The organism is Coprococcus sp. LG101-27 (assembly GCF_027695515.1).
Classification (GTDB): domain Bacteria; phylum Bacillota; class Clostridia; order Lachnospirales; family Lachnospiraceae; genus Allocoprococcus; species Allocoprococcus comes.
The window spans coordinates 103374-129365 of sequence record NZ_JAQEUJ010000004.1; the positions used below are offsets into that span (position 1 = coordinate 103374).

24 protein-coding genes are annotated in these 25992 nt (G+C 43.2%); 4 read left to right on the forward strand and 20 right to left on the reverse strand.

The genetic code is table 11. The features are described 5' to 3' along the window. Positions 1-69: 69 nt before the first annotated feature. Entirely contained in the window at positions 70-852 is a 783-nt protein-coding gene (gene sigG, locus PG766_RS05410; protein ID WP_117555716.1) for an RNA polymerase sporulation sigma factor SigG, read from the reverse strand. A 217-nt stretch (positions 853-1069) separates the two neighbouring features. On the opposite strand from sigG, the gene PG766_RS05415 reads away from it, so the two are divergent. From PG766_RS05415 to sigE, 3 genes are all read left to right on the forward strand, one after another. Beyond that, positions 1070-2689 (forward strand): MBL fold metallo-hydrolase RNA specificity domain-containing protein, encoded by a 1620-nt coding sequence (locus tag PG766_RS05415; RefSeq protein WP_117555714.1) that lies wholly within the window; start codon positions 1070-1072, stop codon positions 2687-2689. A 222-nt stretch (positions 2690-2911) separates the two neighbouring features. Continuing rightward, on the forward strand, positions 2912-3703 hold the full coding sequence (locus PG766_RS05420; protein ID WP_117555712.1) for a sigma-E processing peptidase SpoIIGA: 792 nt from the start codon (positions 2912-2914) through the stop codon (positions 3701-3703). Positions 3704-3713: 10 nt separating this feature from the next. Next, a complete protein-coding gene (gene sigE, locus PG766_RS05425) occupies positions 3714-4457 on the forward strand; it encodes an RNA polymerase sporulation sigma factor SigE (protein WP_008371883.1) in 744 nt (247 codons plus the stop codon). Positions 4458-4511: 54 nt separating this feature from the next. Here sigE and ftsZ read toward each other — a convergent pair whose 3' ends face one another. From ftsZ to PG766_RS05520, 19 genes are all read right to left on the reverse strand, one after another. After that, complete coding sequence (gene ftsZ, locus PG766_RS05430) at positions 4512-5720, reverse strand: cell division protein FtsZ (RefSeq protein WP_022220760.1); 1209 nt, start codon at positions 5718-5720, stop codon at positions 4512-4514. A 149-nt stretch (positions 5721-5869) separates the two neighbouring features. Further along, entirely contained in the window at positions 5870-6628 is a 759-nt protein-coding gene (locus PG766_RS05435) for a cell division protein FtsQ/DivIB (RefSeq protein ID WP_173686717.1), read from the reverse strand. Positions 6629-6672: 44 nt separating this feature from the next. Next, positions 6673-7731 (reverse strand): FtsW/RodA/SpoVE family cell cycle protein, encoded by a 1059-nt coding sequence (locus tag PG766_RS05440; protein ID WP_022220761.1) that lies wholly within the window; start codon positions 7729-7731, stop codon positions 6673-6675. Positions 7732-7807: 76 nt separating this feature from the next. Beyond that, complete coding sequence (murD, locus tag PG766_RS05445; protein WP_118199343.1) at positions 7808-9169, reverse strand: UDP-N-acetylmuramoyl-L-alanine--D-glutamate ligase; 1362 nt, start codon at positions 9167-9169, stop codon at positions 7808-7810. 13 nt (positions 9170-9182) lie between these two features. Further along, positions 9183-10139 carry a phospho-N-acetylmuramoyl-pentapeptide-transferase gene (gene mraY / locus PG766_RS05450; protein ID WP_055157373.1) on the reverse strand — a complete coding sequence of 319 codons (957 nt, stop codon included), beginning with the start codon at positions 10137-10139 and terminating at the stop codon, positions 9183-9185. A gap of 102 nt (positions 10140-10241) precedes the next feature. Then, positions 10242-11975, reverse strand: a complete 1734-nt coding sequence (locus PG766_RS05455; protein ID WP_118199344.1) for a peptidoglycan D,D-transpeptidase FtsI family protein — start codon at positions 11973-11975, stop codon at positions 10242-10244. A gap of 64 nt (positions 11976-12039) precedes the next feature. Then, positions 12040-13893 carry a peptidoglycan D,D-transpeptidase FtsI family protein gene (locus PG766_RS05460; protein WP_173685217.1) on the reverse strand — a complete coding sequence of 618 codons (1854 nt, stop codon included), beginning with the start codon at positions 13891-13893 and terminating at the stop codon, positions 12040-12042. Positions 13894-13916: 23 nt separating this feature from the next. Further along, on the reverse strand, positions 13917-14447 hold the full coding sequence (locus tag PG766_RS05465; protein WP_008371901.1) for a hypothetical protein: 531 nt from the start codon (positions 14445-14447) through the stop codon (positions 13917-13919). A gap of 21 nt (positions 14448-14468) precedes the next feature. Beyond that, positions 14469-15404, reverse strand: a complete 936-nt coding sequence (gene rsmH, locus PG766_RS05470) for a 16S rRNA (cytosine(1402)-N(4))-methyltransferase RsmH (protein ID WP_008371903.1) — start codon at positions 15402-15404, stop codon at positions 14469-14471. Between the two features lie 26 nt (positions 15405-15430). Next, on the reverse strand, positions 15431-15868 hold the full coding sequence (mraZ, locus tag PG766_RS05475; RefSeq protein WP_270590571.1) for a division/cell wall cluster transcriptional repressor MraZ: 438 nt from the start codon (positions 15866-15868) through the stop codon (positions 15431-15433). A 287-nt stretch (positions 15869-16155) separates the two neighbouring features. Then, positions 16156-16398: a hypothetical protein gene (locus tag PG766_RS05480; protein WP_008371907.1), complete on the reverse strand. Its 243-nt coding sequence runs from the start codon at positions 16396-16398 to the stop codon at positions 16156-16158. Positions 16399-16465: 67 nt separating this feature from the next. Next, the gene (locus PG766_RS05485) at positions 16466-17305 is read right to left on the reverse strand and encodes a DegV family protein (RefSeq protein ID WP_008371909.1); all 840 of its coding nucleotides are present in this window, start codon (positions 17303-17305) and stop codon (positions 16466-16468) included. A 100-nt stretch (positions 17306-17405) separates the two neighbouring features. Continuing rightward, complete coding sequence (locus PG766_RS05490) at positions 17406-18575, reverse strand: FtsW/RodA/SpoVE family cell cycle protein (RefSeq protein WP_118199346.1); 1170 nt, start codon at positions 18573-18575, stop codon at positions 17406-17408. A gap of 181 nt (positions 18576-18756) precedes the next feature. Further along, the gene (locus tag PG766_RS05495) at positions 18757-19803 is read right to left on the reverse strand and encodes an electron transfer flavoprotein subunit alpha/FixB family protein (protein WP_008371912.1); all 1047 of its coding nucleotides are present in this window, start codon (positions 19801-19803) and stop codon (positions 18757-18759) included. 24 nt (positions 19804-19827) lie between these two features. After that, positions 19828-20610 (reverse strand): electron transfer flavoprotein subunit beta/FixA family protein, encoded by a 783-nt coding sequence (locus PG766_RS05500; RefSeq protein ID WP_055246468.1) that lies wholly within the window; start codon positions 20608-20610, stop codon positions 19828-19830. Positions 20611-20622: 12 nt separating this feature from the next. Continuing rightward, on the reverse strand, positions 20623-21774 hold the full coding sequence (locus PG766_RS05505) for an acyl-CoA dehydrogenase (RefSeq protein ID WP_008371917.1): 1152 nt from the start codon (positions 21772-21774) through the stop codon (positions 20623-20625). Positions 21775-21809: 35 nt separating this feature from the next. Further along, entirely contained in the window at positions 21810-22682 is an 873-nt protein-coding gene (locus PG766_RS05510; RefSeq protein WP_055246466.1) for a 3-hydroxyacyl-CoA dehydrogenase family protein, read from the reverse strand. 69 nt (positions 22683-22751) lie between these two features. Further along, the gene (locus PG766_RS05515) at positions 22752-23528 is read right to left on the reverse strand and encodes an enoyl-CoA hydratase-related protein (protein ID WP_022220767.1); all 777 of its coding nucleotides are present in this window, start codon (positions 23526-23528) and stop codon (positions 22752-22754) included. A 28-nt stretch (positions 23529-23556) separates the two neighbouring features. Continuing rightward, a complete protein-coding gene (locus PG766_RS05520; protein WP_118199764.1) occupies positions 23557-24738 on the reverse strand; it encodes an acetyl-CoA C-acetyltransferase in 1182 nt (393 codons plus the stop codon). A 341-nt stretch (positions 24739-25079) separates the two neighbouring features. Here PG766_RS05520 and ptb point away from each other — a divergent pair, with 341 nt between their 5' ends. After that, positions 25080-25991 carry a phosphate butyryltransferase gene (gene ptb / locus PG766_RS05525; protein WP_117555700.1) on the forward strand — a complete coding sequence of 304 codons (912 nt, stop codon included), beginning with the start codon at positions 25080-25082 and terminating at the stop codon, positions 25989-25991. Position 25992 lies beyond the last annotated feature (1 nt).

The following is a 25992-nucleotide window of genomic DNA, read 5'->3' on the forward strand; positions in this document are numbered from 1 at the left end:
CCTGTTCTTCTGTTCTATGATTATAATAGTATGAACCTTGACAAATTTCAACTGGAAATCTCTATTTTTCTATTCACTTCGCAGATATTGTCGCATAGCCCTGAGTGCATTCTTTTCCAGGCGGCTTACCTGTGCCTGTGAGATTCCGATTTCTTCTGCTACCTCCATCTGCGTTTTTCCTTCAAAAAAACGAAGTCTGATAATATGCCTCTCCCTTTTTCCGAGTCGGTCCATTGCCGCCTGAAGAGACAGCTTCTCCACCCATCTGTCTTCTTTGTTCCTTTTGTCACTGATCTGGTCCATCACATACATAGCATCTCCATTGTCATTATATACCGGCTCATTTAAGCTGACCGGCATCTGGATCGCATCCAGCGCATAGATGATCTCTTCCTTTGCGATCCCGATTTCCTCTGCAATTTCCTGAACAGTAGGTTCTTTCTGGTTTACTTTGACATAATTTTCTTTCGCGTAAATGGCTTTATATGCCGTATCACGAAGTGACCTGCTAACACGGATCGAATTATTGTCCCGGATGAACCGCCGGATTTCTCCAATGATCATCGGTACCGCATAAGTTGAAAATTTTACTTCCAGCTCCGGATTGAAATTATTGATTGCCTTGATCAGTCCGATGCACCCGATCTGAAACAGATCATCCGGATTTTCACTGCTTCCCGAAAAGCGTTTGATCACACTGAGTACCAGACGCAGATTTCCCTTGATATACTGTTCTTTTGCCTCCTCATCCCCCGCTTTGATCTTCTCAAAAAGCACCTCTTTTTCCCCGTCGCTAAGCAGAGGAAGCTTTGCTGTATTTACACCACAGATTTCTACTTTATTAAGTACCATCTCAATAAACCTCCAAATCTTTACTGGTATAAATTTTTCTCAAAACTGTTTTTATTTATTCGATTCCCTCTAAAATATTAAAAATATCGCTCCTTGACTTTTTTCGCACTCTTCTGAAAGGATATACATTTTAGTAATATTGTCTGATTTTCTATCATTTTTCTTTAAATTATAGTATAATATACTAAAATAATTTTTACGCAAAGGGGTTGAGTATATGAAACTTACTTTTATCGGTGCCGCCCATGAAGTAACTGGAAGCTGCCATTATCTTGAAGCATGTGGAAAACATATTCTAATAGACTGTGGACTGGAACAGGGACCTGATCTGTATGAGAATCAGGAAATCCCGATCAATCCTTCCATGATCGACTATATCCTCTTAACGCATGCACACATTGACCATTCCGGCAAGATTCCTCTGCTTGTAAAAAATGGTTTTAAAGGAGAAATCATCTGTACATTCGCCACCTCTGATCTGTGCAGCATTATGCTCCGTGACAGTGCACATATCCAGGAATCCGAAGCAGAATGGCGGAACCGGAAGGCACTTCGTTCCGGTGCTCCGCTTTACGAACCACTTTATACTGTACAGGACGCCATGAATGCAGTTGCACTTCTTGCGCCGATCGATTATAACCAGACGATCCAGCTCTGTGAAGGAATCGAACTCCGCTTCACAGATGTCGGTCATCTGCTTGGTTCTTCCTGCATTGAAGTCTGGATCACAGAAGACGGTGTAAGCAAAAAGATCGTATTTTCCGGAGATGTCGGAAATATTGACCAGCCGATCATCAAAGATCCGCAGCATGTAGATGCAGCCGATTATCTTGTCATCGAATCCACCTACGGAAACCGGGTCCATTCTACTGTAAAACCGGATTATATTAAGGAGCTTACCAGAGTCCTGCGCGAAACCTTTGCCAAAGGTGGAAATGTAGTCATTCCATCTTTCGCAGTAGGAAGAACCCAGGAGCTTTTATACTTTATCCGTGAGATCAAAGAAAATAATCTTTTGCCGGAATATCAGAATTTTGAAGTTTATGTAGACAGTCCTCTGGCGATCGAAGCAACCAACGTTTTCCAGAAAAATGTACAGTCCTGCTTTGATGAGGATGCAATGGCTCTGATAAGTAAAGGAATCAACCCTCTTCTTTTCCAGGGACTGAAAACTACGATCACCAGTGAAGAATCTAAAATGATCAACTTCAATGACAAACCAAAAGTAATCATCTCTGCTTCCGGAATGTGTGAAGCCGGCCGTATCCGCCATCATCTGAAACACAACCTCTGGAGAAAAGAATGCACGATCCTCTTCGTAGGCTATCAGGCAGTTGGCACTCTTGGCCGCAAGCTTGTCGAAAGCAAACCGGAATCAGTCCGGCTCTTTGGCGAAAATGTAGAGGTTAATGCCCGTATTGAAGTCCTTGCAGGGATCAGCGGACATGCCGATATGAATGGTCTTCTGAACTGGATTGATGGATTCAAAGAGAAACCATCCCACATCTTTGTTGTACATGGAGAGGATTCGGTTACAGATTCTTTCGCTGCTACCATCACAGACCGTTTCGGCATTCCGGCATTTGCACCATACTCCGGAGGCTGTGTTGATCTCGCAACCGATACCATCCTTTCTGAAGGTATCAGGCTTCCGAAAAAAGCAGTTGAAAAGCCGGCCAAAGCACGTGCTCTTACTGCATTCAACCGCGTGGTTGCGGCAGCCAAACACCTCATGGATGTTGTGCTTAAAAATGAAGGTCTTGCAAACAAAGATCTTGCAAAATTCGAGTCACAGATCCAGAATCTTGCTGACAAATGGGATCGTGACGACAGATAAATACCGATCTTATCTTTCCAGAGACCGGCTTCCGACATGGAACGCCGGTCTTTTTCTGTCTTTTTCGACAATTCTTTAAAAAAATCCAGCATTTCAGCATGTCGAATAAAATTATTCTGTTTTTCCCATCTTCTGACAAAATCTGAAACACATCTTTTCTATAATAAAGCATGCTTAAGTACCAAATCTATTTAGCAGCTAAAGAGAAAGAAGGATAAGACTATGCAGTATGAAGTATATCTGGATGTATTGTTTCTGGAAAATATGATGATGGATTTTCTGATTCTTCTGGCAGTAAAAAAAGTATTTCCATGTTCTGCCACTTATGGAAGTCTTCTTGCCGGTTCCTTTACCGGTTCACTACTGACCTGTGCCATTTTATTTTTTCCATGCCCGGTATGGACCCGCTATATCCTGCTGTTTTTCCTGGTAAATTCCTGTATGACAGTGATCGGATTGAAAATCCGGACATTTCCCGTTTTTTTCAAAGCATGGATTCTGCTCTATCTTGCAAGCTTTCTTCTTGGAGGTATCATGAGTTGGCTCCGTCTTTATTTTGGAAAATTTTTCCGGATCATATCTTTTCTTTTCACCCTTGGCATCTGTGGTTTTTTTCTTTTATATCATGGACTTTTGTTTCTAAAGAAACTATGGAAATCACAAGATCACAGTTTTGATGTGATTTTAACTGTAAATGGAAAAGATTTTCACCTGAAAGCCTTTCTGGACAGTGGTAATCATCTTTCTGATCCACTGACCGGAAAGCCGGTTCATATTATCAGCAAAGACGCCTGTCAGAAGATTTCTTCCCAAATCTCACCTGGAAGACTCCGGTACATCCCGTACCGGACTATACAGAAGACGACCAGTATTCTTCCTGTTTTTTCTGTCAAGAAGATGAGAATAACAGGAGAATCTGAATTTTTGATCCATTCTCCACTGATCGGTATTTCCGAACAGAAGAATTTTGGAAACGGAAAATATGAAATGCTATTGCATCCTGAAGATTATTAGGAGGATTATAATGATGATAAAAGTTGCTGTTTCAGATTGTTTTAAATTGAAAATGATTCCCTCTTTCCGCAGTGTTTTCTTCCCGGAAAAGCAGGAAATCCATTACATAGGAGGGACAGATATCCTGCCGCTCCCACTTAGCAGTGAAGAAGAAGGTCATGCCATTTCCCTTCTCGGAGGCGGGCAGGATGAAGAAGGAAAAAAGCTTCTTATTGAACATAACCTGCGTCTGGTTGTATATATAGCGAAAAAATTTGACAATACCGGTGTAGGCGTAGAAGACCTGATCTCCATCGGCACGATTGGACTGATCAAAGCAATCAATACCTTCAATCCAGAGAAAAATATCAAACTTGCCACCTATGCCTCCCGTTGTATTGAAAATGAGATCCTCATGTATCTGCGCCGGAATAACAAGACCAAACTGGAGGTCTCCATCGATGAACCGCTCAATGTTGACTGGGATGGAAATGAGCTTCTTCTCTCCGATATTCTTGGAACTGAAGAAGATACCATTTATCGTGATATGGAAACCGAAGCAGAACACAAACTTCTTGGGAAAGCCATCGGACGGCTTTCAAACAGGGAACGGGTAATCGTGCAGATGCGATTCGGACTCGGAACCCCCGACGGGGAAGAAAAAACGCAGAAAGAAGTGGCCGATCTTCTTGGAATCTCCCAGTCTTACATATCAAGACTTGAAAAGAAAATTATGCAGAGACTGCGACGCGAAATGGTACGCTATGAACAGTAAATTATGAAAAACAGGGAAACAGTAATTTCTTACTGCTTCCCTGTTATTTCATTCTTATTTCTTGAAGAAATCCGGAATCTTGATAGACTGCTCTTTCACCTTGCTCTGTGGAGTTCTTGCACTCTGAAGCGGTGGTACCTGTGTAGTCTGCTGCTGTACCGGTCTGCCTCCGTATACCGGTCTTTCTACATTGCTGTATTCTCCCGGATTAAACTGTGGACGTGAAATATTGCTTGCTCCCATTCCAGATCCACCGTTCATCATAGCTGCTTTATGTTCCAGTCTTGACTGAAGCTTGCTCTGTGTTCCGCCTACATTGTGAAGACCTGTTGCGATAACTGTGATAGTTGCTTCATCTGACTTGGAATCATCATACATTGCACCGAAGATGATGTTTGCATCTTCACCTGCAAGATCCTGTACATATTCTGCTGCATCACTCGCATCCATAAGTGTGATGTCACCTGAAATGTTGATGATAACGTGAGATGCACCTGCGATGGTTGTCTCAAGCAGAGGGCTGGCAACTGCCTGCTTAACTGCTTCAAGAGCCTTGTCATCACCTTTGCCCTGTCCGATACCAATATGAGCAATTCCTTTATCTGTCATAACTGTCTGTACATCGGCAAAGTCAAGGTTGATCAGTGAAGGTACATTGATCAGGTCTGTGATACCCTGGATACCCTGCTGAAGAACTTCATCAGCTTTCTTAAGTGCTTCCGGCATAGTTGTTCTTCTGTCTACAATTTCAAGAAGCTTATCATTCGGAATAACGATAAGTGTATCTACATTTTCTTTTAATTTTTCGATTCCGGCAAGAGCGTTGTTCATTCTTGTCTTGGATTCGAATTTGAAAGGCTTGGTTACAACGCCAACAGTAAGTGCTCCCTGCTCTTTGGCAATACGCGCAACAACAGGAGTTGCTCCTGTTCCTGTTCCGCCACCCATACCACAGGTAACAAATACCATATCAGCTCCCTTGAGTGCTGACTGGATCTCTTCGGCACTTTCCTCAGCTGCTTTTTCACCGATCTCCGGTTTAGCCCCTGCACCAAGACCCTTTGTAAGCTTGTCTCCGATCTGCATAAGAGTCGGAGCTTTACATAACTGAAGAGCCTGTTTATCTGTATTGATTGCGATAAATTCAACACCTGCAATCTGTTCATCGATCATGCGGTTGACTGCATTGTTTCCGCCGCCACCTACACCGACTACAATTATTTTAGCTGCTGCTTCTGATTCATTTGTTTTAATTTCTAACAAGAGTTTCTCCTCCTTCGTCACCTTATTATATTATACACCCTAAATGTCAATATGCGCTTAGTTATACATAAGACTATAATATATTTTTTTCCGAAAAATATCAATAGAATTTTGTATATTTTCCTATTTTTTTATTCACTTGACACAGATTATGTTCCAAGGTCCGGAATCACATCTTTTTCGAAGGTAATTGTAATATTATCTGTGTTAAAATTTTCCAGATACAGGGTTCCTCCCTGATCTCCCAGCTTCTCAAGGATCGGTGATATCTGCATGATCCGTTCTTCCAGATTCGTGTGCCCGACATTGACACATTTGTTTCCAAAAAAAAGATACAGATCTGAACCGGAACAAACAATCTTATCCGGCGCGAGATCACATTTTTTCAGTGTCATCGTCATATCCAGAAGATTCCCAAATGCTTTTTTGTTCGCCTTGCTGACCGGAAGTGCTTTGTAAAGCTGTACTTTCTTTACTTCCAGCCCTTCAATGCACGGGATTCCATCCCACAGCTCCTTTGTCTTTGCAAGTACGATACCATCCTTGTCAAAATAAATACATTCATCACCTGACACGATATAACCGGCCACACGCTTCTCTTTGATCGTCACCTTCACAGTCCACGGATTCTTCATCGTCACATTTGCCTCTTCCATTGCCGGAAGCAGCTCGTGATTCATCAGGTGGTTCCTGATCATCACATACAGAGAATTGGAAGACCAATTATCATCCTGCACCCAGTCTGCAATCTCCTGTCTGCTAAGATACTGATTTCCTGATACTTCGATTTTCCGCACTTGAAAGAGTAAAAGAAACGTAATCATAGCTATGCAAACCAAAATAATGACCAGAATGGCTTTCATGGCAGTCTGCTTTATGATTCTCTTTTTCCTTTCTTTCTGTATCATCCCATCAGGCATCTTCCTCCTTCCGTCATTTGTATATCTCCTGTTTAGTCTACCACTTGTGACACACTTAGCACAAGTCCCATTTCAATTAAAAGAAACATCACCGATGTTCCTCCATAACTGATAAAAGGAAGTGTAATCCCCGTATTCGGAATTGTGTTCGTCACAACTGCAATATTTAAAATAACCTGAATCATCATATGTGCCATCGCTCCGGTCGCGATCAGCGCACCAAAAAGATCCCTGCTTCCGGATGCGATCAGGAAAAAGCGCCAGATCAGAAGCAGAAACAGAAAAACGATAATCCCAGCACCCGCGAGTCCAAGCTCTTCACAAATAATTGAAAAGATCATATCATTCTGTGCCTCAGGTACAAATCCCAGCTTCTGTACACTGTTTCCGATCCCGACTCCGAATACTCCTCCGGATCCAATCGCGTAAAGCCCCTGCAGGGTCTGATAACCCTTTTCATATTTTTCCGGATTTCTCCAGATAGCAAGCCGTTCCAGCCGATAGCTTTCAAGGGCAAGAAAAATCCCCATAAAGCAGGCGCCTGCGATTCCCATCAAGGCAAATTGCGCATACTTCGGGCTTGCCACAAAGATCAGGATCACACCGATTCCCAGAATAATGATCGCCGTGCTTAAATTACTCGCTCCCACAAGTCCCACGATTGGAAGGATCCAGAACATGATCCTGCAAAGTGTCCACATTTTTCCGATTGTTTTTACGTTCTTCGTCACAAGATCCGCCAGAAAAAGAATCAGTGCAACTTTCGCAAATTCTGATGGCTGAAAAGAAAACGGGCCCAAAGCTAACCATCTTTTGGACCCGTTAATTTCTCTGCCAAACAACATGACCGCAACCGAAAGTGCAACTGCTGCCAGATAACCAAATACTGCCAGTCTCTGCCAGATGTGGTAATCCATCCCTGCCACGAACAGCATCAGTACAATTCCAAGCACCGTCGCAAACGCCTGCTTTTTCAGATAGTAAAAGGAATCATGAAATTTCACCTGCCCGTTATATGCACTGGTACTGTATAAGATCACCAGTCCGATCACAACCAGGAGAACAACAATCAACAGAAGCGTGTAATCCATACGCCCCTTTTTCCCTTTTTCCTCCACTTTGTTTCACGCCCTTTGATACAGATTATATGAAATTATTTTATTTCTTTTATAATGCATTCACGTATTTTTTGAATTCTTCCCCACGCACTTCATAGTTCGGGAACATTCCCCAGCTTGCACATGCCGGTGACAGCAGAACTGCATCTCCGGGTCTTGCAAGCTCCACACAGGTATCGAGTGCTTCTTCGAAAGTATCTTTTAAAATACAGTCATGAAATCCGCACTCTGCTGCTTCTTTCTGAATCTGCTCTTTTGTAGCACCGATCAGTACCAGATAGCGGACTTTTCCATCAAAGCTCTGGATCCATTCATGGAAATCGGACTGTTTATCATATCCACCACCGATCAGGATCGTCGGGCGGTTCATTGCCTGGATTCCCTTGATCGCCGCATCCGGATTCGTTCCTTTAGAGTCATTGTAATAGACAACCCCGTTCTTCTCTGCCACATATTCAATACGATGCTCAACCCCCTTAAATGCAAGTACAGACTTACGGATCACATCCAGATCTACACCGTAAGCTGCTGCCATTGCAACCGCTGCCATAACATTCTCATAATTGTGGACGCCAAGGATCTGTAATTCGCCGGTCTTGCAGATGACCGTTCCTTCTTTCTCCTTTTCCGGTTTGTATACAATGTCTTCTCCGTCAAGATAAATGCCCTGTTCCAGTTTATGCTTACTGCTGAAAAATAGAACACTTGCCTGAAATTCATCTGCCATCTTTCTTGTCTCTTCATCTTCATAATTGAGAACACAGATATCTTCTGGTGTCTGATTCTTCGCAATATTCATCTTTGCACGAATATATGCTTCCATCGTATGATGGCGGTTCAGATGATCCGGTGTGATATTAAGAACTGCACTTACCTTTGGATGGAAGGTATGAATACTCTCCAGCTGGAAGCTTGAAAGCTCTGCCACGATCACAGAATCTTCTCTGGTATCTGCTGCGGCATTCGTATATGGTGTACCGATATTTCCCACAACAAAAACGCTGTCACGGGCATTTTTCATAATCTCGCCTAAAAGAGAGGTTGTTGTCGTTTTCCCATTGGTTCCGGTAATTCCAAGCACATCTCCTTTTCCACATACATAGGCAAGCTCAATCTCGCCCCAGACAGGAATTCCTTTTTCTTTCATAGCCAGAACAACCGACAGATCAGTCGGCACCCCCGGACTCATTACAACCAGATCAAGACTTTCCATCTCCTCTTCCGGAAAAGCTCCGAGAATAACGCGGACTTTGCTTCCCTCACCAAGCTGTGCTTTCATTGCCTCGGCATCTTTTTTATCATTTCCATCATACAGAATTACCTCTGCCCCTTCTTTTTCCAGTAATCCGCAGGATCCAATCCCACTGATCCCCGCACCGAATACCAACACTTTCTTTCCTTGTAAATCCATTTTTGTAAGCCTCCTATAATGCCAGCAGTGCAACCAGGCACAGAATTGCAGTTACAATTGAAAAAACTGCAACCACCCGTGTCTCGCTCCATCCACACAGCTCAAAATGATGGTGGATCGGCGCCATTTTAAAGAAACGCTTTCCGCCTGTTTTCTTAAAATATGTTACCTGGATCATAACTGATAAAACTTCTACCAGATAGATCAATCCTACGATGATAATGAATAATGGCATCTGGAGCATGTATGCTGTCGAAGCAACAAATCCCCCAAGAGCCAGTGATCCGGTGTCGCCCATAAATACGCTTGCCGGATAAACGTTGAATAATAAGAATCCCAGCAGCGCACCTACCACTGCACAGGTAATCGGTTCGATCCCACTCTTTGTTCCGATCGCAACAACTGTAAAGAAGGTTGCCACAAGAACTGTTACACTGGATGCAAGCCCGTCCAGTCCATCTGTAAAATTCACACCATTGACGGTACCGATCACTGCAATAAAAAGTACCGGAATGGCAAACCAGCCGATGTTCAGATATTTCCCACCTGAAAACGGTATCAGCATGGTAAGCGGTATCTTTGCCACTTTCACGATGTAAAATGCAAAAATCGCTGTAATCACGATCTGGAGTGCCATCTTCTGCATCGGCATCAGTCCATCTGATCTGTGAAGAACAACTTTCAGATAATCATCCAGGAACCCGACCAGTCCGAATCCAATCGTTACAAAAAGTACCGGAATCACCTTCGGATACTCTCTTACATAGATCAGCGAAGTGACCGCAATCGCAAACAAGATCATCACGCCTCCCATCGTCGGCGTTCCGGCTTTTTTAAGATGCGACTTCACCCCGTCTTCTCTCTCTGTCTGATCCATCTTGAGTCTTCTTAAAACAGGAATTACCACCGGTCCTGCTGCCACACTGAGAACAAACGCGATCAGCACCGGTATGACCATTGTAAAATCCATAATACACCTCTGTCTTTCTTTTGTTTTCAAAATCAGCCCTTACCTTAAAGGCACAGATTCTACGCTTTAGTATAATGTATCTGCCCTGTTTTTTCAACTGCTTCACGGGTTTTCTTCCCGTTCGATTCCAAGATAGGGAAGAATATTGTCGAAAATATCGCGCACAACCGGAGCTGCTATCGTCCCGCCATAATAGATACCCTGTGGGTTGTAAATAATTGCCATTGCTGCTACCTGTGGATCATCTGCAGGTGCAAATCCGATAAAAGATCCTATATAACGGTTCGCACTTCTTGGCAGCGTCTGGCTGGTCGCTGTCTTTCCTCCGATCCGGTATCCTTCGATCTGTGCTTTTTTTCCTCCTCCCTCGGACACAACCGTTTCCAGTATCTTTCTCATCTTTTCTGACGTTTCTTTAGAAAGAATCCGTTTTCTTTTTCCATAAGAAATCGTTTCTTCTTTCTCTCCACTTTCCGCATCATAAACGGCGATGCCAAAATGAGGAGTGATACTTTTTCCCCCATTCACCAGAGAACATACTGTTGTTGCCATCTGCATCGGTGTCACCTGAAAAGACTGTCCAAACGACATCGTTGCCAGCTCTACCTGCCCTACATTTTCCTTCTTGTGCATGATCGTTGCAGCCTCTCCCGGAAGATCTACACCTGTCTTCCCCATCAATCCGAATTTTTCAAAATATTTATAAAAATTCTCTGTTCCAAGCCGCATCCCTACTTCAATAAAAACCGGATTACAGGAATTCTGCACCCCCTGTACAAACGTCTCGGATCCATGTCCAGTCGTCCTCGCACACCGGATCCGGCGGTCTTCCACAAGCTTGTATCCAGGACAGTAAAAAGTATCTTCTTCTTTGACCACTCCCTCTTCCAACGCCGCCGAAGCAGTAAATACCTTAAAGATCGATCCTGGTTCATAAGTATCATTGATACTCCTGTTCCGCCACATCTGATTCAGCATTGCCTGTTTTTCTTCATCATTCAAAGCGGCATCTGTTCCCTCCGGTAATGTAAACGGGGCATTCAGATCAAACTCTGGAGCATTGATGCAGGCATAGATTTCCCCTGTTTTTGGATTCAGGATCAAAATCACAACTGCATCTGCCTGTTTTTCTTCCATTACTTTTTCCGCAGCCTGCTGTGCATATTCCTGGATATTATAGTCCAGGCTTACCTGCAGAGTGTCTCCGGAAACCGGTTCTACTCTGTCTTCCAGCGTATCCGCAAGCTCAATCCCTCTGGCATCAGTTGTTGTCAGAATCATTCCGTTCACACCTTTCAGATAATTTTCATACTTTACTTCCAGTCCAATGATTCCCTGATTGTCTCCCCCGGTAAATCCAAGAACCTTTGAAGCCAGATTGCCATACGGATAGTACCGTTTAAAATCCTCATCTACCTTCACCCCGTCCAGTTCATATGCACGGATCCGGTCCCCGGTCTCTTTCTCCACATTTGTCTTTATTTTTTCCCTGGAAGAAACTTTTTCGACTCTTTTACGAATCATTTCTTTCTCTATTCCCAACTCATCGGCAAGAACCCGGATCACTCTCTCCGGATCTGTTATCTGACTATGGATAACAGATATGGTGCACACCGCTTTATTGGTCGCAAGGACTTTTCCATTTCTGTCAATGATCTCTCCCCTTGCCGCCTTGATCTCCCTCTCCCTTTCGTGCAACGTTTTTGCTTTCTGCTGATAATACGCAGCATCAAATATCATCAGATACACCAGTCTTGCGATCAGAAAAAAAATCATCAGAAGCGCGCTTAAAAATACTACCAGCATTTTCTTTTTATTATAAGTCTTATTCCGCATAAAAACCCCGAAAAACAGATTCTTACTATTACTGTATTATCTGTCTTCCGGGGTTATACCCAAATTACTCAGCCGGAGCCTTTGTAATATTCAAATATGGAAATGCTTCTGCCATAATATCAGAAGCGAGCTGTGAAATCAGGCTGCTGGTCGCTGACTGATCCGGAGCATTCGGTTCATCGATGACTACATAAATCATAATTTCCGGATTCTCCTGCGGTGCATATCCGATAAAGGATACCACGTTCTTATTCTCTCCACGGGGCAATTTTTCCGCTGTACCGGTCTTACCACCGATATCATAACCTTCTACCTGTGCATATCTACCACTACCGTTCTGAACAACACTGTACATATAACTTTTCAGTTTATCAGAAGTTTCTTTAGAAATTGTCTTCTTCTCCAACACCGGATCAATAGTCTGGATCACATTTCCGTTCTCATCCTGAATGGCTTTTACAAGATGCGGTTCATAATAATCGCCACCATTGATCAGAGAACAGAATCCTGTCGCAAGTTGAAGCATAGTTACGTTAAAATTCTGTCCGAAAGAGTTGGTTGCAAGATCCGTTTTGATCATTCCATCCGGTGACTGCAAAATACCAACCGCCTCACCCGGAAGATCAATTCCCGTATACTGACCGAATCCAAAAATACTCTGGTACTTACAGAATTCTTCCGGTCCGATTGCCAGACCAATCTGCATCAGGGCAACGTTACATGAATTTTCCATAACCTGTGTCAGATTCTGCTGCCCGTGTCCACCATTATCATAAGAGATACATTTAATCTCCCATTCATCGATCTGAAGGGAACCACCGCAGTAATAGGTCTCATCGCCTTTCAGTGCACCAATCTCCAGACCTGTTGCAACCGTAAATGGTTTGATCGTAGATCCCGGCTCAAAAGTATCGCTCACGCAGAAGTTTCTCCAGAGTTCATTCAGAGCATCGATCTTATCGTCACTGCTCATTCCGGTTATTTCTTCCTCTGTATAATACTTGGATAGATCTCTCGGATTATTCAGATCATAGGTAGGTGAGGAAGCCATTGCCAGAACTTCTCCGGTATTCGGGTTCATCATGATCACAGCTCCGTTTTTAAATCCCATCCCCTCCTGCGCTTCATCTGTGTGCGCCTGGTTAAACTCTTCCAGATGCTTTTCCACGATAGACTGCAGGTTCGCATCAATCGTTGTTACGATCGTATTTCCATTTATCGGCTCTTTCACCGTGTTTTCAATTGCCGAGTCTTCATTCTGATAACCATATCTGCGTCCATCTGTTCCATTCAACGTTGAATTATAGGATGCTTCCAGTCCGCTTGCTCCCACATTCCCCGATACGCTGAATCCCAGGACATCGCAGGCAAGTGTATTATATGGATATTTTCTGACATAATCCTCTTCCAGCCAGACTCCTTTGATCTTGGAATTTTTCTTCTCTGCCGCTTCAAATGCCTTCGCATCATCGTAGGAAATTCCTTTTTTCAGAATATTGTACCGACTGTCCGGACTGTCCGCGATAATTGCATCCACTGCCGATGCCTTGATCTGAAAATAACTTTTCAGCGCTTTTTTCGTAGCTGCTATGTTCTCAGCTTTTTTTGTCTCGTCTGAAAGTAAGACCTTTGCATCCAGAATCACATTGTATACACGCTCACTTGTCGCAAGCTTTGTGCCGTTTGTATCTACAATATCTCCACGCTTGAACGGAATCGACCGACTCATATACTGCTGCTGATCCAGTACTGTCTTGGTATAATCTTCTCCTGACGAGGCATTGATATAGGTAATTCTTCCGACAAGAATAACAAAAGCCAGTAATATCGCTATAAAGAGCATTACCAGCTTTTTCTGCATTCCAACCGTGAATTTATGCCTCAGAACGGAAGGCTTTCTTTTTCTTCTTTTTGACATGTTATTCACCTTTGTTCATAAACCTATTTATCTGTTGTCTGTCCAAGCACTCCGCTTTTCGGAATACTTTCGTACTGTTTTACATAATCATTAACCGGGTTCTGATATTCAATAATCTGATCCGAAGTCGCATATCCCATACCCAGATCATTGATTGCACGGTCTCTTACTTCTTCCAGATTCACAGAATCCATTACTACGTTATATCTAGTTGTATTCTCTTCTTTTGCATCTGCCAGTTCCTGCTGCAGCTCGGTAATATGCTCTGTCCGGCTTGTAAGCTCTGCACGTACCTGCAGATACCATACACAGACTACAAGTGCTGCCACTGCCGCAATTGAAAGAAACATCACATATGCAGGATTCATCCGCATTGCTTTTCTTCGATTTTTCAAAATCTGTCTGTCCAGTTTTTTCTTTTTATGTTCTTTTCTTGGTTCCTCTTGTCGCTGTGGCATGACTTCTGCCTGGCGAACTGTATTTCCGTATATGTACATTCCTCGGCTTGTTACTGTACGTCTGTCTGCCTGTATTCTATGACTGTATTTTGCCATACAGCACCACCCTTTCAAATTCTATACGCGCTCAAAGATACGCAGCTTCGCACTCTTAGAACGACTGTTCACTTCCATCTCTTCTTCACTTGGAAGAATCGGTTTTTTCGTAATGACTTTTCCTTTGGAAACTTTTCCACACACACATACCGGGAAAGTACTCGGACACGTGCATGGATTCTCATTCTTTTTAAAAATTCCTTTGACAATTCTGTCCTCCAGGGAATGGAACGTGATGATGCATATCCTTCCTCCCGGATTTAAAATATCAATCATATCGTCAAGTGAATCCCTGAGCACCTCCAGTTCCCGGTTACATTCAATCCGGATTGCCTGAAAGGTTCTTTTTGCCGGATGCCCCGACATCTTCTGAAACTTCATCGGTATAGACTGTCTGATAATCTCTGCCAGCTGCCCGGTTGTTTCAATAGGACCTTTCTCTCTTGCCATAACAATATGTTTTGCTATATTCTTCGCAAATTTGTCCTCACCATAGTCGCGAATAATCCGAAAAAGGTCCATCTCACTGTAGCCATTGACAATCTCCTTTGCAGATAAAGTCTGGCGTGTGTCCATCCTCATATCCAAAGGCGCATCTACACGATAGGAAAAACCACGATCTGCCGTATCTAACTGATAAGATGATACGCCCAGATCGAGTACGATTCCATCGACCTTGTCAATCCCTTTTTCATGGAGCCTCGACTTCATATCACAATAATTGCTCCTGATTATTGTAACTCTCTCCCCGAAGTCGCTTAATCGGGTGCCTGCCGCTTCAATCGCCGCTGCATCCTGGTCTATTCCTATAAAACTCCCCTTGTTGTTTAAACGCCGACATACTTCGTATGCATGTCCGCCTCCTCCAAGTGTGCCATCAACATAAATACCGTCCGGCTTGATGTTCAGTCCTTCGATTGTCTCATCCAGTAATACTGATTTATGCTTAAATGCCATGGTGTCCTCCTAATTAAAAGATCTATTTAGATGCTAAGTCCCAAATCTTCCATGTCATTTGCAATGTCCTCGATATTTTCCTCAACATCAGCTGTACGCGCTTCCCACGCCTCTTTACTCCAGATCTCGACCTTGTCCAGCACACCTGCTAGAACAACCTCTTTTTCAAGATCTGCATAAGCGCGAAGAGAAGAAGATATCAAAACTCTCCCTTGTTTGTCAAGTTCTCCTTCCGTAGCACTTCCAAGAAAGAAACGCTTAAAGTCTCTGGCTTTTTTGTTTGTAAGCGGTAAGGTTCTAAGCTTCTCTTCAAAGGCTTTCCATTCGTTGTCCGGATACAGAAATAAGCAGCCGTCCATCCCTTTCGTAATTACGAAATGTTCTCCCAGACTCTCTCGTAATTTGGAAGGAATAATCAGCCTGCCTTTTGAATCAATACTATGATTAAATTCTCCAGTCAACATAGGATCACCTTCTTTCAAAGTGGTCTGCCACTTTCCATGCCACTTTGCTCCACTTCACTCCACTTTCTACCACTTGTATCCATTGTACCCCACTTTTCCGCCCTTTTCAAGCACTTTTTCGAATTTATCCATTCTGAAAAAAGTCCGATAAATCATATTTTTTCCCATTTTTCATTCATTTTGTGGTGAAAAGTGGAGCGTTTTATACTCCATTCCCCACACAGTGCATAAAAAAAGTGGAGAAACCGTTCCACAATGGAACCATCTCTCCACTTTCTTCTTTTCATCTACTCAGCAGTGTTAAGTGACTGGACATAATCACTTACAGCAGAATAATCAACTTCTGCTACTGCTCTTGGCTGCTTTGATTCATACATATCATAAGCGGACCATCCAATCCAGACAACGATTGCAAGTGCAATCAGCCCAAGGATCGTATAATCAAAAGCTTTTCGCAAGTTTTTCTTTTTTTCTTCACGCTTTCTGTTCGCTTTTGCCTGTTTATAATAATCTACTTTTTTCTGACTCATATCTGCAAGTCTCCTTTGCAATCAATCTAACCAGTATATTTTATCACACTTTTACGATTGATACAAGCTATACTGCAATAATTACCCCGCCATCATTCGCATACATGCTGCTGACACCTCTGGTATCCAGAATGATAATATCTTTTAATTTCACACGTTCTTCCAGCATCTTCTTCACATCCTGTGCTCTCTGCGGGCAGTTACAATGCGAAATTGCAAGTACCTTGCTCTCCGGATCTTTCAGATCTGCGATCACACAATCCACCATATTCTTAAGTGCTTTTTTAATTCCGCGCGCCTGACCCAACTGACAAATCTCTCCCTTCGGAGTAGCCCCCATCACCGGCTTAATATTCAGTACTGTTGCCGCAATTGCTTTTAATCCTGTAAGTCTTCCATTCTTACGAAGAGTCTCAAGCGTCTCAAGAACAAAATATGTGTGCTGCTCTTCAATATATGCTTCTACAGCAGCTACCACTTCCTTGAATGTCATGCCCCGCTCTTCACACTGCGCAATCTTCATCCCGATGAGCGTCTGTCCTACTGATGCAGATTTTGAGTTGAACACATAAATATCTTTCTCACCATATTCTTCTTCATATAAATTCTTGCCCAGTACGGCACTGTTATAAGAACCGCTCAGTTCAGAAGACAACGTAACAGCATATACATGCTCCGCATCACAGTGATATCCTTCCATAAACGTCTCCGGAGACGGACAACTTGACTTTGGACATGTCGGGCATTCAGCTACGTTCTTCAAAAATTCAGCCTGATTGAAAGATTCATCATCAATTATATGACAATCTCCAACCTCCAGTCCCAGTGATGCTGTCTCAAACCGACCTGAAGCTTTCATCTCTGCTGTCAATTCTCCACAGCTGTCCACAATCACTTTATAACTCATAATCCAAACCTCCGAAACGTGTCATTTGCATCCATTATACGTGGTTTTCATTACCACTTATAACATCATATCACACTTTTCTTTGAAAAAAAAGCTTTTTTTACCCTTCCAGTTTAATTCTTCTGGAAATTCCAAGTGCCATTCCCATCTCTATCATCAGGAACAGGATGGATGTACCACCATAACTGATAAAAGGCAATGTAATTCCGGTATTCGGCATCATGTTCGTAACTACCATAACATTGAGAATTACCTGGATCGCGATATGTGACATAATCCCTGTCATGATCAGTGCTCCATACAGATCAGGTGCGTTCTGTGCAATAAAAAGCAGTCTGTAGATCAGAAGACCGAACAAAACCAGGATAATGATCGCTCCAAATACCCCAAGCTCTTCACAGATTGCTGACAGGATCATGTCGTTCTGCACTTCCGGTATTACCGTCTTTTGCACACCATTTCCCAGTCCTTTCCCGAAAAAGCCACCTGATCCGATCGCATATAGTCCCTGTACTGTCTGAAAAGAAATCGTTGACGCATATTTTTCCGGGTTCAGCCAGGCAATGATACGTCTGAGTCGGAAGCTGGTGCTGTTCTCAAGAAGTCTTCCGAGGACATATGATCCCGCCACAAAAACAGCCACCCCGCCTCCTGCAATCCACAGAAAAATCTTCTGCTTCTTATGTACGACAAAAAGGATACAGCAGGAAATTCCCATTACAATGATCGCAGAGCTTAGATTATCAGTCAGCACATAAACTCCCAGTGCTGCCAAACCTCCCCACTCCACAACTCCCAGCGATCCTTTCAAGGTGTGTACTTTATTCCCCATTCTGCAGATCAGGTATGGGATAAATACGATCACAGCGATCTTCATAATCTCTGCCGGCTGGAATGACTGGTTAGCCGGAAGCCGGAACCATCTTCGTGCACCATTTACCTCAATACCAAGTGGTGTAAATTTAACAAGTGCAAGAAGAAGCATGGATCCCCAGTAGCTCATTGCTGCATATTTGGAAAACATATGATAATCCAGGCGAGAAACCCACATCATCACAACAATACTTCCAAGTCCGATGAGACCCTGTCTTTTCAGGAAGTACATCCCATCTCCGTATTCCGTTCGTGCTTCATAGGAACTGATACTGTACAGCATTACCAGTCCAAAACACATCAGAAATATAATAATCGCCAGAAGACTGTAATCAAAATAATGAACCGCCTGCTTTTTTACAGCCTTCCTTCGTCTGCTTTTAATTCTTTGTGCCATTTATTCACACTCCTACTTAAGCTATAACTACAAAGTCTATATCTTATAAAGTATACCATAATATCCCCCAGACGCACAAGCTTTCTGCACGAAAATAGAGCAGGCTAACTTCTATTCGATTTGTATACAAAAAAATGGTGCCGCTTCTTTGCGACACCATCTTTGTTTTACCAGCTATTCTTTATTTTTTAGCAGCAACTGCTTCTTTGATCTGTTTGGTAAGTTCTGGTACAATCTTATTCAGATCTCCAACGATACCATAGTCAGCTACATCAAAGATCGGAGCTGTCTCATCTTTGTTGATTGCAATGATCAGATCAGATTCTTCCATCCCTGCTACATGCTGGATCGCTCCGGAAATACCGATTGCAAAATATACCTGAGGACGAACTGTCTTTCCTGTCTGTCCTACCTGAAGATCTTTTGGTTTCCAGCCATTATCTACAACTGCACGTGAGCAGCTTACTTCTCCGCCGAGTGCTTCTGCAAGATCTTCCAGGATCTTGAAGTTTTCTGCACTTCCGACTCCACGTCCACCGGATACAAGAATCTTGGCATCCATGATATCAACCGTCTCAGATACAGATTTGACAACTTCCATGATCTCAACGTATTTATTATCCGGTGTAAATCCAGGATTAAACTCTTCTACATTTGCCTTTGCACCTTCGATCTTAGCGATCTTCTGCATAACACCAGGACGAACGGTTGCCATCTGCGGACGATTATCCGGGCAGGCGATGGTAGCGATCGTGTTTCCACCAAATGCCGGACGAGTCATAAGAAGCTGATTGTGCTTCTGCTCTTTTCCTGCTACCGGGTTGATCGGGAAATCACCGATCTCAAGCTGTGTACAGTCTGCTGTAAGACCTGTCTGTACTCTTGCGGATACTCTAGGACCAAGATCACGTCCGATTGCAGTTGCGCCGACTAACATGATCTCCGGTTTATATTTTTCGATAACAGATGCCAGTGCATGTGCGTATGGCTCTGTTCTATATTCTTTCAGTTCCGGATCATCTACTACGATTACTTTATCTGCTCCGTATGCTGCAAGCTCATCTGCAAGTCCTTTTACGTCAGAACCGATCAGAACGGCTGCTACTTCTGCATTTAAGTCTGCTGCAAGGTCTTTTGCTTTTCCAAGAAGTTCAAATGCGATTCCGCTCAGTTTGTTGTCTACCTGTTCAGCAAAGACATATACTCCCTTATATTCTTCTAAGTTCATGATATTCACCACTTTTCCTTCTTATTAAATGATATGTTTCTCTGTTAATTTTCCCATCAGGTAAGATACTGCTTCTTCCGGATCAAGAGTAACTTTTTCTCCTGCCCCTTTTCTTACTTTGTCAGATGCTTTCGCAATCTTTGTAGGTGATCCTGCAAGACCGATATTTGCATCATCCAGGGTAGTAAGATCTGCTCTTCCCCATGTTGTGATCTCAGCATCACAAGCATCAAAGATTCCGCCTGGTGTCATATAACGTGGTTCATTTAATTCTGAAAGTGCAGTGATAAGGCAAGGCATTTTTGCTTTCAGTACATGATATCTGTCTTCGAACTGACGCTGTACGATCACGCTGTCGCCTTCTACTTTGATATCCTGTGCATAAGAGATTACCGGGATGTCCAGATGTTCGGAAATCTGCGGTCCAACCTGTGCTGTATCACCATCGATTGCCTGACGTCCTGTGATGATCAGGTCATAATCGAGTTTACGGAGTGCTGCTGCGATGGTGCTTGATGTAGCCCATGTATCAGCTCCTCCAAGTACTCTGTCTGTTACAAGAATTGCCTTATCAGCTCCCATTGCAAGTGCTTCACGAAGCACATCGGCTGCTTTTGGAAGTCCCATTGTAAGTACAGTTACTTCTGCTCCATACTGGTCTTTTAATCTAAGTGCGGCCTCAAGACCTGCTTTGTCATCCGGGTTCATAATTGCAAGCATTGCAGCTCTGTTAAGTGTACCGTCCGGATTAAACTGAACTCCGCCTTTTGTATCCGGTACCTGTTTTATACAAACAACTATCTTCACGATTCGTACCTCCTATTTCAATAAGTTTCCAGAAATAACCATACGCTGAACTTCTGAAGTTCCTTCGTAGATTTCTGTAATCTTTGCGTCACGCATCATACGTTCTACATCATATTCTCTGATGTATCCGTATCCACCATGTAACTGAACAGCCTTTGTGGTAACTTCCATCGCTACTTCTGCTGCATAAAGCTTAGCCTGTGCAGCTTCGACAGAGTAAACTTTCTGTGTAGCTTTTGCCATGGCAGCTTTGTATACCATCATCTTTGCAGCTTCTACCTTTGTAGCCATATCTGCAAGCTGGAACTGTGTATTCTGGAACTGGCCAATCGTGCGTCCGAACTGTTTTCTTTCTTTTACATATGCGATTGTTCTGTCAAGTGCACCTTCAGCGATTCCAAGTGCCTGAGCGGCAATACCGATACGTCCGCCATCCAGAGTATGCATGGCGATGCCGAAGCCCTTGCCCTGTGCTCCAAGGAGATTTTCTTTTGGAATACGGCAGTCTTCAAAAATAAGCTCGTATGTTGAAGATCCACGGATACCCATCTTCTTCTCTTTGGTTCCGAATGTGAATCCCGGAGTGTCTTTCTCTACGATGAATGCAGAAATCTCTTTCATCTTTCTGCCACGTTTTTCAACAATACCTGTTACGGCGATAATGATGTAAACATCTGCTTCTTTACCGTTTGTGATAAAGCATTTTGATCCGTTTAATACCCATTCATCTCCGTCAAGAACAGCCTTAGTCTGCTGTCCCTGTGCATCTGTACCTGCCCCAGGTTCTGTAAGGCCGAAAGCTCCAAGCTTTCTTCCTGATGCAAGATCCGGAACGTATTTTGCTTTCTGCTCCGGTGTTCCGTATGTCAGGATCGGGTCTATACAAAGAGAGGTATGCGCAGATACGATTACAGATGTTGTGGCACAAACCTTTGCAAGTTCTTCTACACACATTACGTATGTCAGTGGATCGCATCCCTGTCCCTCGTATTCCTTCGGTACCGGAATACCAAGAAATCCATATTTCGCCATTTTTTCAACTGTTGCTCTTGGGAAAACTTCTGTCTCGTCCACTTCCTGTGCAAGTGGTTTTACTTCGTTTTCTGCGAATTCTTTAAACAGAGTTCTCGCCATTTCGTGTTTCTTATCTAATCCGAAATCCATTTATTCTTCCTCCATGTCTTTATTTAGAACATCCATTACTGTGCATCAACCGGAGTTTTTGTGCGGTCTGCATTGTATACATAGAATCCTTTTCCGCTCTTAACTCCAAGGTTTCCACCACGGACCATCTTACGAAGCAGCGGGCATGCACGATATTTGCTGTCGCCTGTTTCTGCATAAAGTACATCCATGATAGCAAGGCAGATATCAAGTCCGATGAAATCACCAAGCTCCAGAGGTCCCATTGGATGGTTTGCACCAAGCTTCATTGCTGCATCGATTCCTGCGATATCAGATACACCTTCCATCTTGATGAAAGCTGCTTCATTGATCATCGGAACAAGGATACGGTTTACTACGAAACCTGCTGCTTCATTAACCTGTACAGGTGTCTTTCCGATTTCTTCTGCGATCTTCTTGATTGCATCTACAGTTTCAGCCGGTGTATTTACGCCTGCGATCACTTCTACTAATTTCATACGGTCTGCCGGGTTGAAGAAATGCATACCGATCATTGGACGGGTAAGTCCGTTGCCGATTTCTGTGATAGAAAGGCTGGAGGTATTTGATGCGAAAATGCATTCAGGTTTTGCGATCTTATCAAGTTCACCGAATGTAGTTTTCTTAACTTCCATGTTCTCAAATGCTGCTTCTACGATCAGATCACAATCTGCGCAGAGATCTTCTTTGAGTCCCGGAGTAATTTTTGCAAGAATTGCATCAACTGCTTCCTGAGTTAATTTTCCTTTCTGAACAAGTCTGTCATAGCCTTTAGCGATTTTAGCTTTTCCGCCTTCTGCCCATTCCTGTTTGATGTCACAGAGTGCTACTTCATATCCATCTACCTGAGCAAATGCCTTTGCAATGCCCTGTCCCATTGTTCCTGCACCAATAATTCCTACTTTCATTGAAATTACCTCCATTTTATAAATTTAAATTTCCAGGGGAGAGTTAATTCTCCCCTTTATTAAACGAACTTATTTATTAAGGAAAGCTTCTACTTTTCTCTTTTCAAGGAATGCTGCCATTCCTTCTTTCTGGTCGTAAGATTCAAAGCATCCGCCGAAGAGCTTTTCTTCTACTACGATTGCCTCATCCATTCCCTTTTCAAGACCTTCATTGATTGCCTGTTTGCAGTGTCTTACTGCGATCGGTGCATTCTTTGCAATGCCTGCTGCCATCTTCTTTGCTGCCGGCATCAGTTCTTCCTGCGGATATACGGCATTTACAAGACCGATTCTGTAAGCTTCGTCAGCTTTAATATTTCTTGCAGTGTAGATCATCTGTTTTGCCATACCAGGTCCGACAAGTCTTGCAAGTCTCTGTGTTCCACCAAATCCAGGTGTAATTCCAAGACCAACCTCCGGCTGTCCGAATACTGCATTGTCTGAACAGATACGGATATCACAGCTCATGGAGATTTCACATCCACCACCAAGAGCGAATCCGTTAACTGCTGCGATTACCGGGATCGGAAGTGTTTCGATCTTACGGAAAATATCATTTCCTTTCTTACCAAAAGCTTCTCCCTCTTCTTTTGTAAGAGTACTCATCTCAGCGATATCTGCACCGGCTACAAAAGATTTTTCTCCTGCTCCTGTAAGGATCAGGCATCTGACTGCATCAAGATCAACACCGTCGATCGTTGCATCAAGTTCATCAAGAACTGCACTGTTCAGTGCGTTCAGTGCCTTTGGACGGTTAATGGTAATAATTCCAACCTGTCCTTCTACTTCATATGTAATAAATTCCATCATCAACATCTCCTTTTGATCTGGTTTATTAATCACGTTCTACGATTGTAGCGCATCCCATTCCGCCACCGATACAAAGTGTTGCAAGACCTTTCTTTGCATCACGTTTCTGCATCTCATGAAGAAGTGTAACAAGGATACGGCATCCTGAAGCTCCTACCGGATGTCCGAGAGCAATTGCTCCACCGTTTACATTTACTTTATCCATGTCGAATTTCAGATCATGTGCTACTGCAAGTGACTGTGCTGCAAAAGCTTCGTTTGCTTCGATCAGATCCATATCATCTACGGAAAGCCCTGTCTTAGCCATTACTTTATTCGTAGCTGCAACCGGTCCGACACCCATGATAGATGGATCTACTCCGCCGAGTGCTCCTGCTACCCATGTTGCCATCGGTGTAACGCCGAGCTCTTTTGCTTTTTCTTCACTCATAACAACGATTGCTGCTGCTCCGTCATTGATGCTGGAAGCATTTGCTGCTGTTACAATACCATCTTTTTTGAATGCCGGACGAAGTCTTGCGATTCCTTCTGCTGTTGTTCCCGGACGCGGTCCTTCATCTGTATCAACTACGATGGTTTCTTTTTTCTTCTTCACTTCTACAGGAACAATCTCATCTTTGAATTTTCCTGCTTCGATTGCTGCGCAGGCTTTCTGCTGGCTTGCTGCTGCAAATTCATCAAGCTGTTCTCTTGTGAGTCCCCACTGTTCTGCTACATTCTCAGCAGTGATTCCCATGTGATAGTCATTGAATGCATCCCAAAGTGCGTCATTTACCATTGTATCGATCATCGGTGCATTACCCATTCTGTATCCATAACGTGCGTTTTTCAGTGCATATGGAGCCATAGACATATTTTCCATACCGCCTGCTACAACGATATCAGCATCTCCTGCCTGGATCATCTGTGCAGCCATGTTCACACAGTTAAGTCCGGATCCGCAAACAACGTTAACCGTAACTGCCGGTGTCTCGACCGGAAGACCTGCTTTTAAAGAAGCCTGACGTGCAACGTTCTGTCCAAGGCCTGCCTGAATTACACAACCCATATATACATGATCAACCTGTTCCGGAGCAACACCTGCTCTTTTTAAAGCTTCTTTGATAACGATAGATCCTAATTCCGGAGCCGGAGTTGTTGAAAGAGCTCCTCCCATGCTTCCGATTGCTGTACGACACGCGCCTGCTAACACGATTTTCTTTGCCATCACTTTTTCCTCCTTTTACATCTTAATGGTAAGTATCACTTCTTATTAAATATATACTGTTTTACTTTCCGTTTTTAAGATTTTCGCAAGGGACTTTTTTGTCCTCTTTTTTTAATATACTACCCATTTCCCGTTCTGTCAAATATTTATCAATCATTTTTTAGCATTTAATTTTCTTTTAACATTTTCACCAACATTTTTTACAATACATCTGCATTATTCGTCATTTCCAACACACCACTTTTATATTGACCTTTCCCAGATATGGTGCTACACTTAAGATTGTTAAAAATTATTCAACCAGAATACTATAATTAAATTATGAATGAGAAGGTGTGAAAATGAGCAAAAGTTTTGAAGAATTAATCTCAAAAGCAAATCAAAAAACCTTAAAGAAAGTCTCTGTTTCCAACGCACAGGATGAGCCGGTACTGCAGGCTGTCAAAGCTGCAAAAGAGCAAAATATCGCAACAGCCATCCTTGTCGGTGATGAAGCCAAGATCCGCGAGATTGCCGCTTCTATTGATATGGATCTGACAGATTTCGAGATCATCAATGAGCCTGATACCGAAGCAGCTGCATTAAAGGCTGTTGAGCTTGTACACAACGGCAAAGCTGATATCCTTTTAAAAGGATTGCTTGAAACAAAGACATTCTTAAAGAGCGTATTGAATAAAGAAGTCGGACTTCGTACCGGAAAGATGCTTTCCCATGTATGTGTATTTGAGATTGAAGGCATTAACCGTCTTCTGTTCTTCACAGACGTAGCTTTCAATACATATCCAACCCTTGCAGATAAAGTCAATATCATCAACAATGCAGTAGAAGTCGCACATGCATGTGGCATCGAATGCCCGAAGGTTGCTCCTCTGTGTGCAGTTGAGACAGTGAATCCAAAGATGCAGCCAACAGTTGATGCCGATAATCTCACCAAGATGTACGAGGGTGGCGATTTCAAAGGATGCCAGATCTACGGACCACTTTCCATGGATCTTGCGATCGATCCGGAAGCAGCTGTTCACAAAGGTGTGACTAATCCAGTAGCCGGACATGCTGATATTCTCCTCTTCCCGAATATCGATGCAGGAAATATCACATATAAGATTCTTGTCCGCACTGCAAAGGTCAAGATCGGTAACGTACTTGTCGGAACAAGCGCTCCGGTGGTTCTTACTTCACGTTCGGACGATTTTGAAACCAAACTGAATTCTATTGCACTTGCGACCGTAATCGCAGGATCGATCACAGACTAAG

Coding starts and splice junctions, on each gene's coding strand:
- PG766_RS05515 (WP_022220767.1), bottom strand. CDS start 23,528: ATGGAATTTATTACATATGAAGTAGAAGGACAGGTTGGAATTATTACC.
- mraZ (WP_270590571.1), bottom strand. CDS start 15,868: ATGTTGACTGGAGAATTTAATCATAGTATTGATTCAAAAGGCAGGCTG.
- sigG (WP_117555716.1), bottom strand. CDS start 852: ATGGTACTTAATAAAGTAGAAATCTGTGGTGTAAATACAGCAAAGCTT.
- PG766_RS05465 (WP_008371901.1), bottom strand. CDS start 14,447: ATGGCAAAATACAGTCATAGAATACAGGCAGACAGACGTACAGTAACA.
- PG766_RS05420 (WP_117555712.1), top strand. CDS start 2,912: ATGCAGTATGAAGTATATCTGGATGTATTGTTTCTGGAAAATATGATG.
- PG766_RS05415 (WP_117555714.1), top strand. CDS start 1,070: ATGAAACTTACTTTTATCGGTGCCGCCCATGAAGTAACTGGAAGCTGC.
- PG766_RS05490 (WP_118199346.1), bottom strand. CDS start 18,575: ATGGCACAAAGAATTAAAAGCAGACGAAGGAAGGCTGTAAAAAAGCAG.
- PG766_RS05510 (WP_055246466.1), bottom strand. CDS start 22,682: ATGAAAGTAGGAATTATTGGTGCAGGAACAATGGGACAGGGCATTGCA.
- PG766_RS05495 (WP_008371912.1), bottom strand. CDS start 19,803: ATGAACTTAGAAGAATATAAGGGAGTATATGTCTTTGCTGAACAGGTA.
- PG766_RS05460 (WP_173685217.1), bottom strand. CDS start 13,893: ATGTCAAAAAGAAGAAAAAGAAAGCCTTCCGTTCTGAGGCATAAATTC.
- mraY (WP_055157373.1), bottom strand. CDS start 10,139: ATGGATTTTACAATGGTCATACCGGTGCTGATCGCGTTTGTTCTCAGT.
- sigE (WP_008371883.1), top strand. CDS start 3,714: ATGATGATAAAAGTTGCTGTTTCAGATTGTTTTAAATTGAAAATGATT.
- rsmH (WP_008371903.1), bottom strand. CDS start 15,404: ATGGCATTTAAGCATAAATCAGTATTACTGGATGAGACAATCGAAGGA.
- PG766_RS05505 (WP_008371917.1), bottom strand. CDS start 21,774: ATGGATTTCGGATTAGATAAGAAACACGAAATGGCGAGAACTCTGTTT.
- PG766_RS05440 (WP_022220761.1), bottom strand. CDS start 7,731: ATGGATTACACGCTTCTGTTGATTGTTGTTCTCCTGGTTGTGATCGGA.
- PG766_RS05520 (WP_118199764.1), bottom strand. CDS start 24,738: ATGGCAAAGAAAATCGTGTTAGCAGGCGCGTGTCGTACAGCAATCGGA.
- ptb (WP_117555700.1), top strand. CDS start 25,080: ATGAGCAAAAGTTTTGAAGAATTAATCTCAAAAGCAAATCAAAAAACC.
- murD (WP_118199343.1), bottom strand. CDS start 9,169: ATGGATTTACAAGGAAAGAAAGTGTTGGTATTCGGTGCGGGGATCAGT.
- PG766_RS05485 (WP_008371909.1), bottom strand. CDS start 17,305: ATGAGTTATAAAGTGATTGTGGACAGCTGTGGAGAATTGACAGCAGAG.
- PG766_RS05435 (WP_173686717.1), bottom strand. CDS start 6,628: ATGATACAGAAAGAAAGGAAAAAGAGAATCATAAAGCAGACTGCCATG.
- PG766_RS05455 (WP_118199344.1), bottom strand. CDS start 11,975: ATGCGGAATAAGACTTATAATAAAAAGAAAATGCTGGTAGTATTTTTA.
- PG766_RS05480 (WP_008371907.1), bottom strand. CDS start 16,398: ATGAGTCAGAAAAAAGTAGATTATTATAAACAGGCAAAAGCGAACAGA.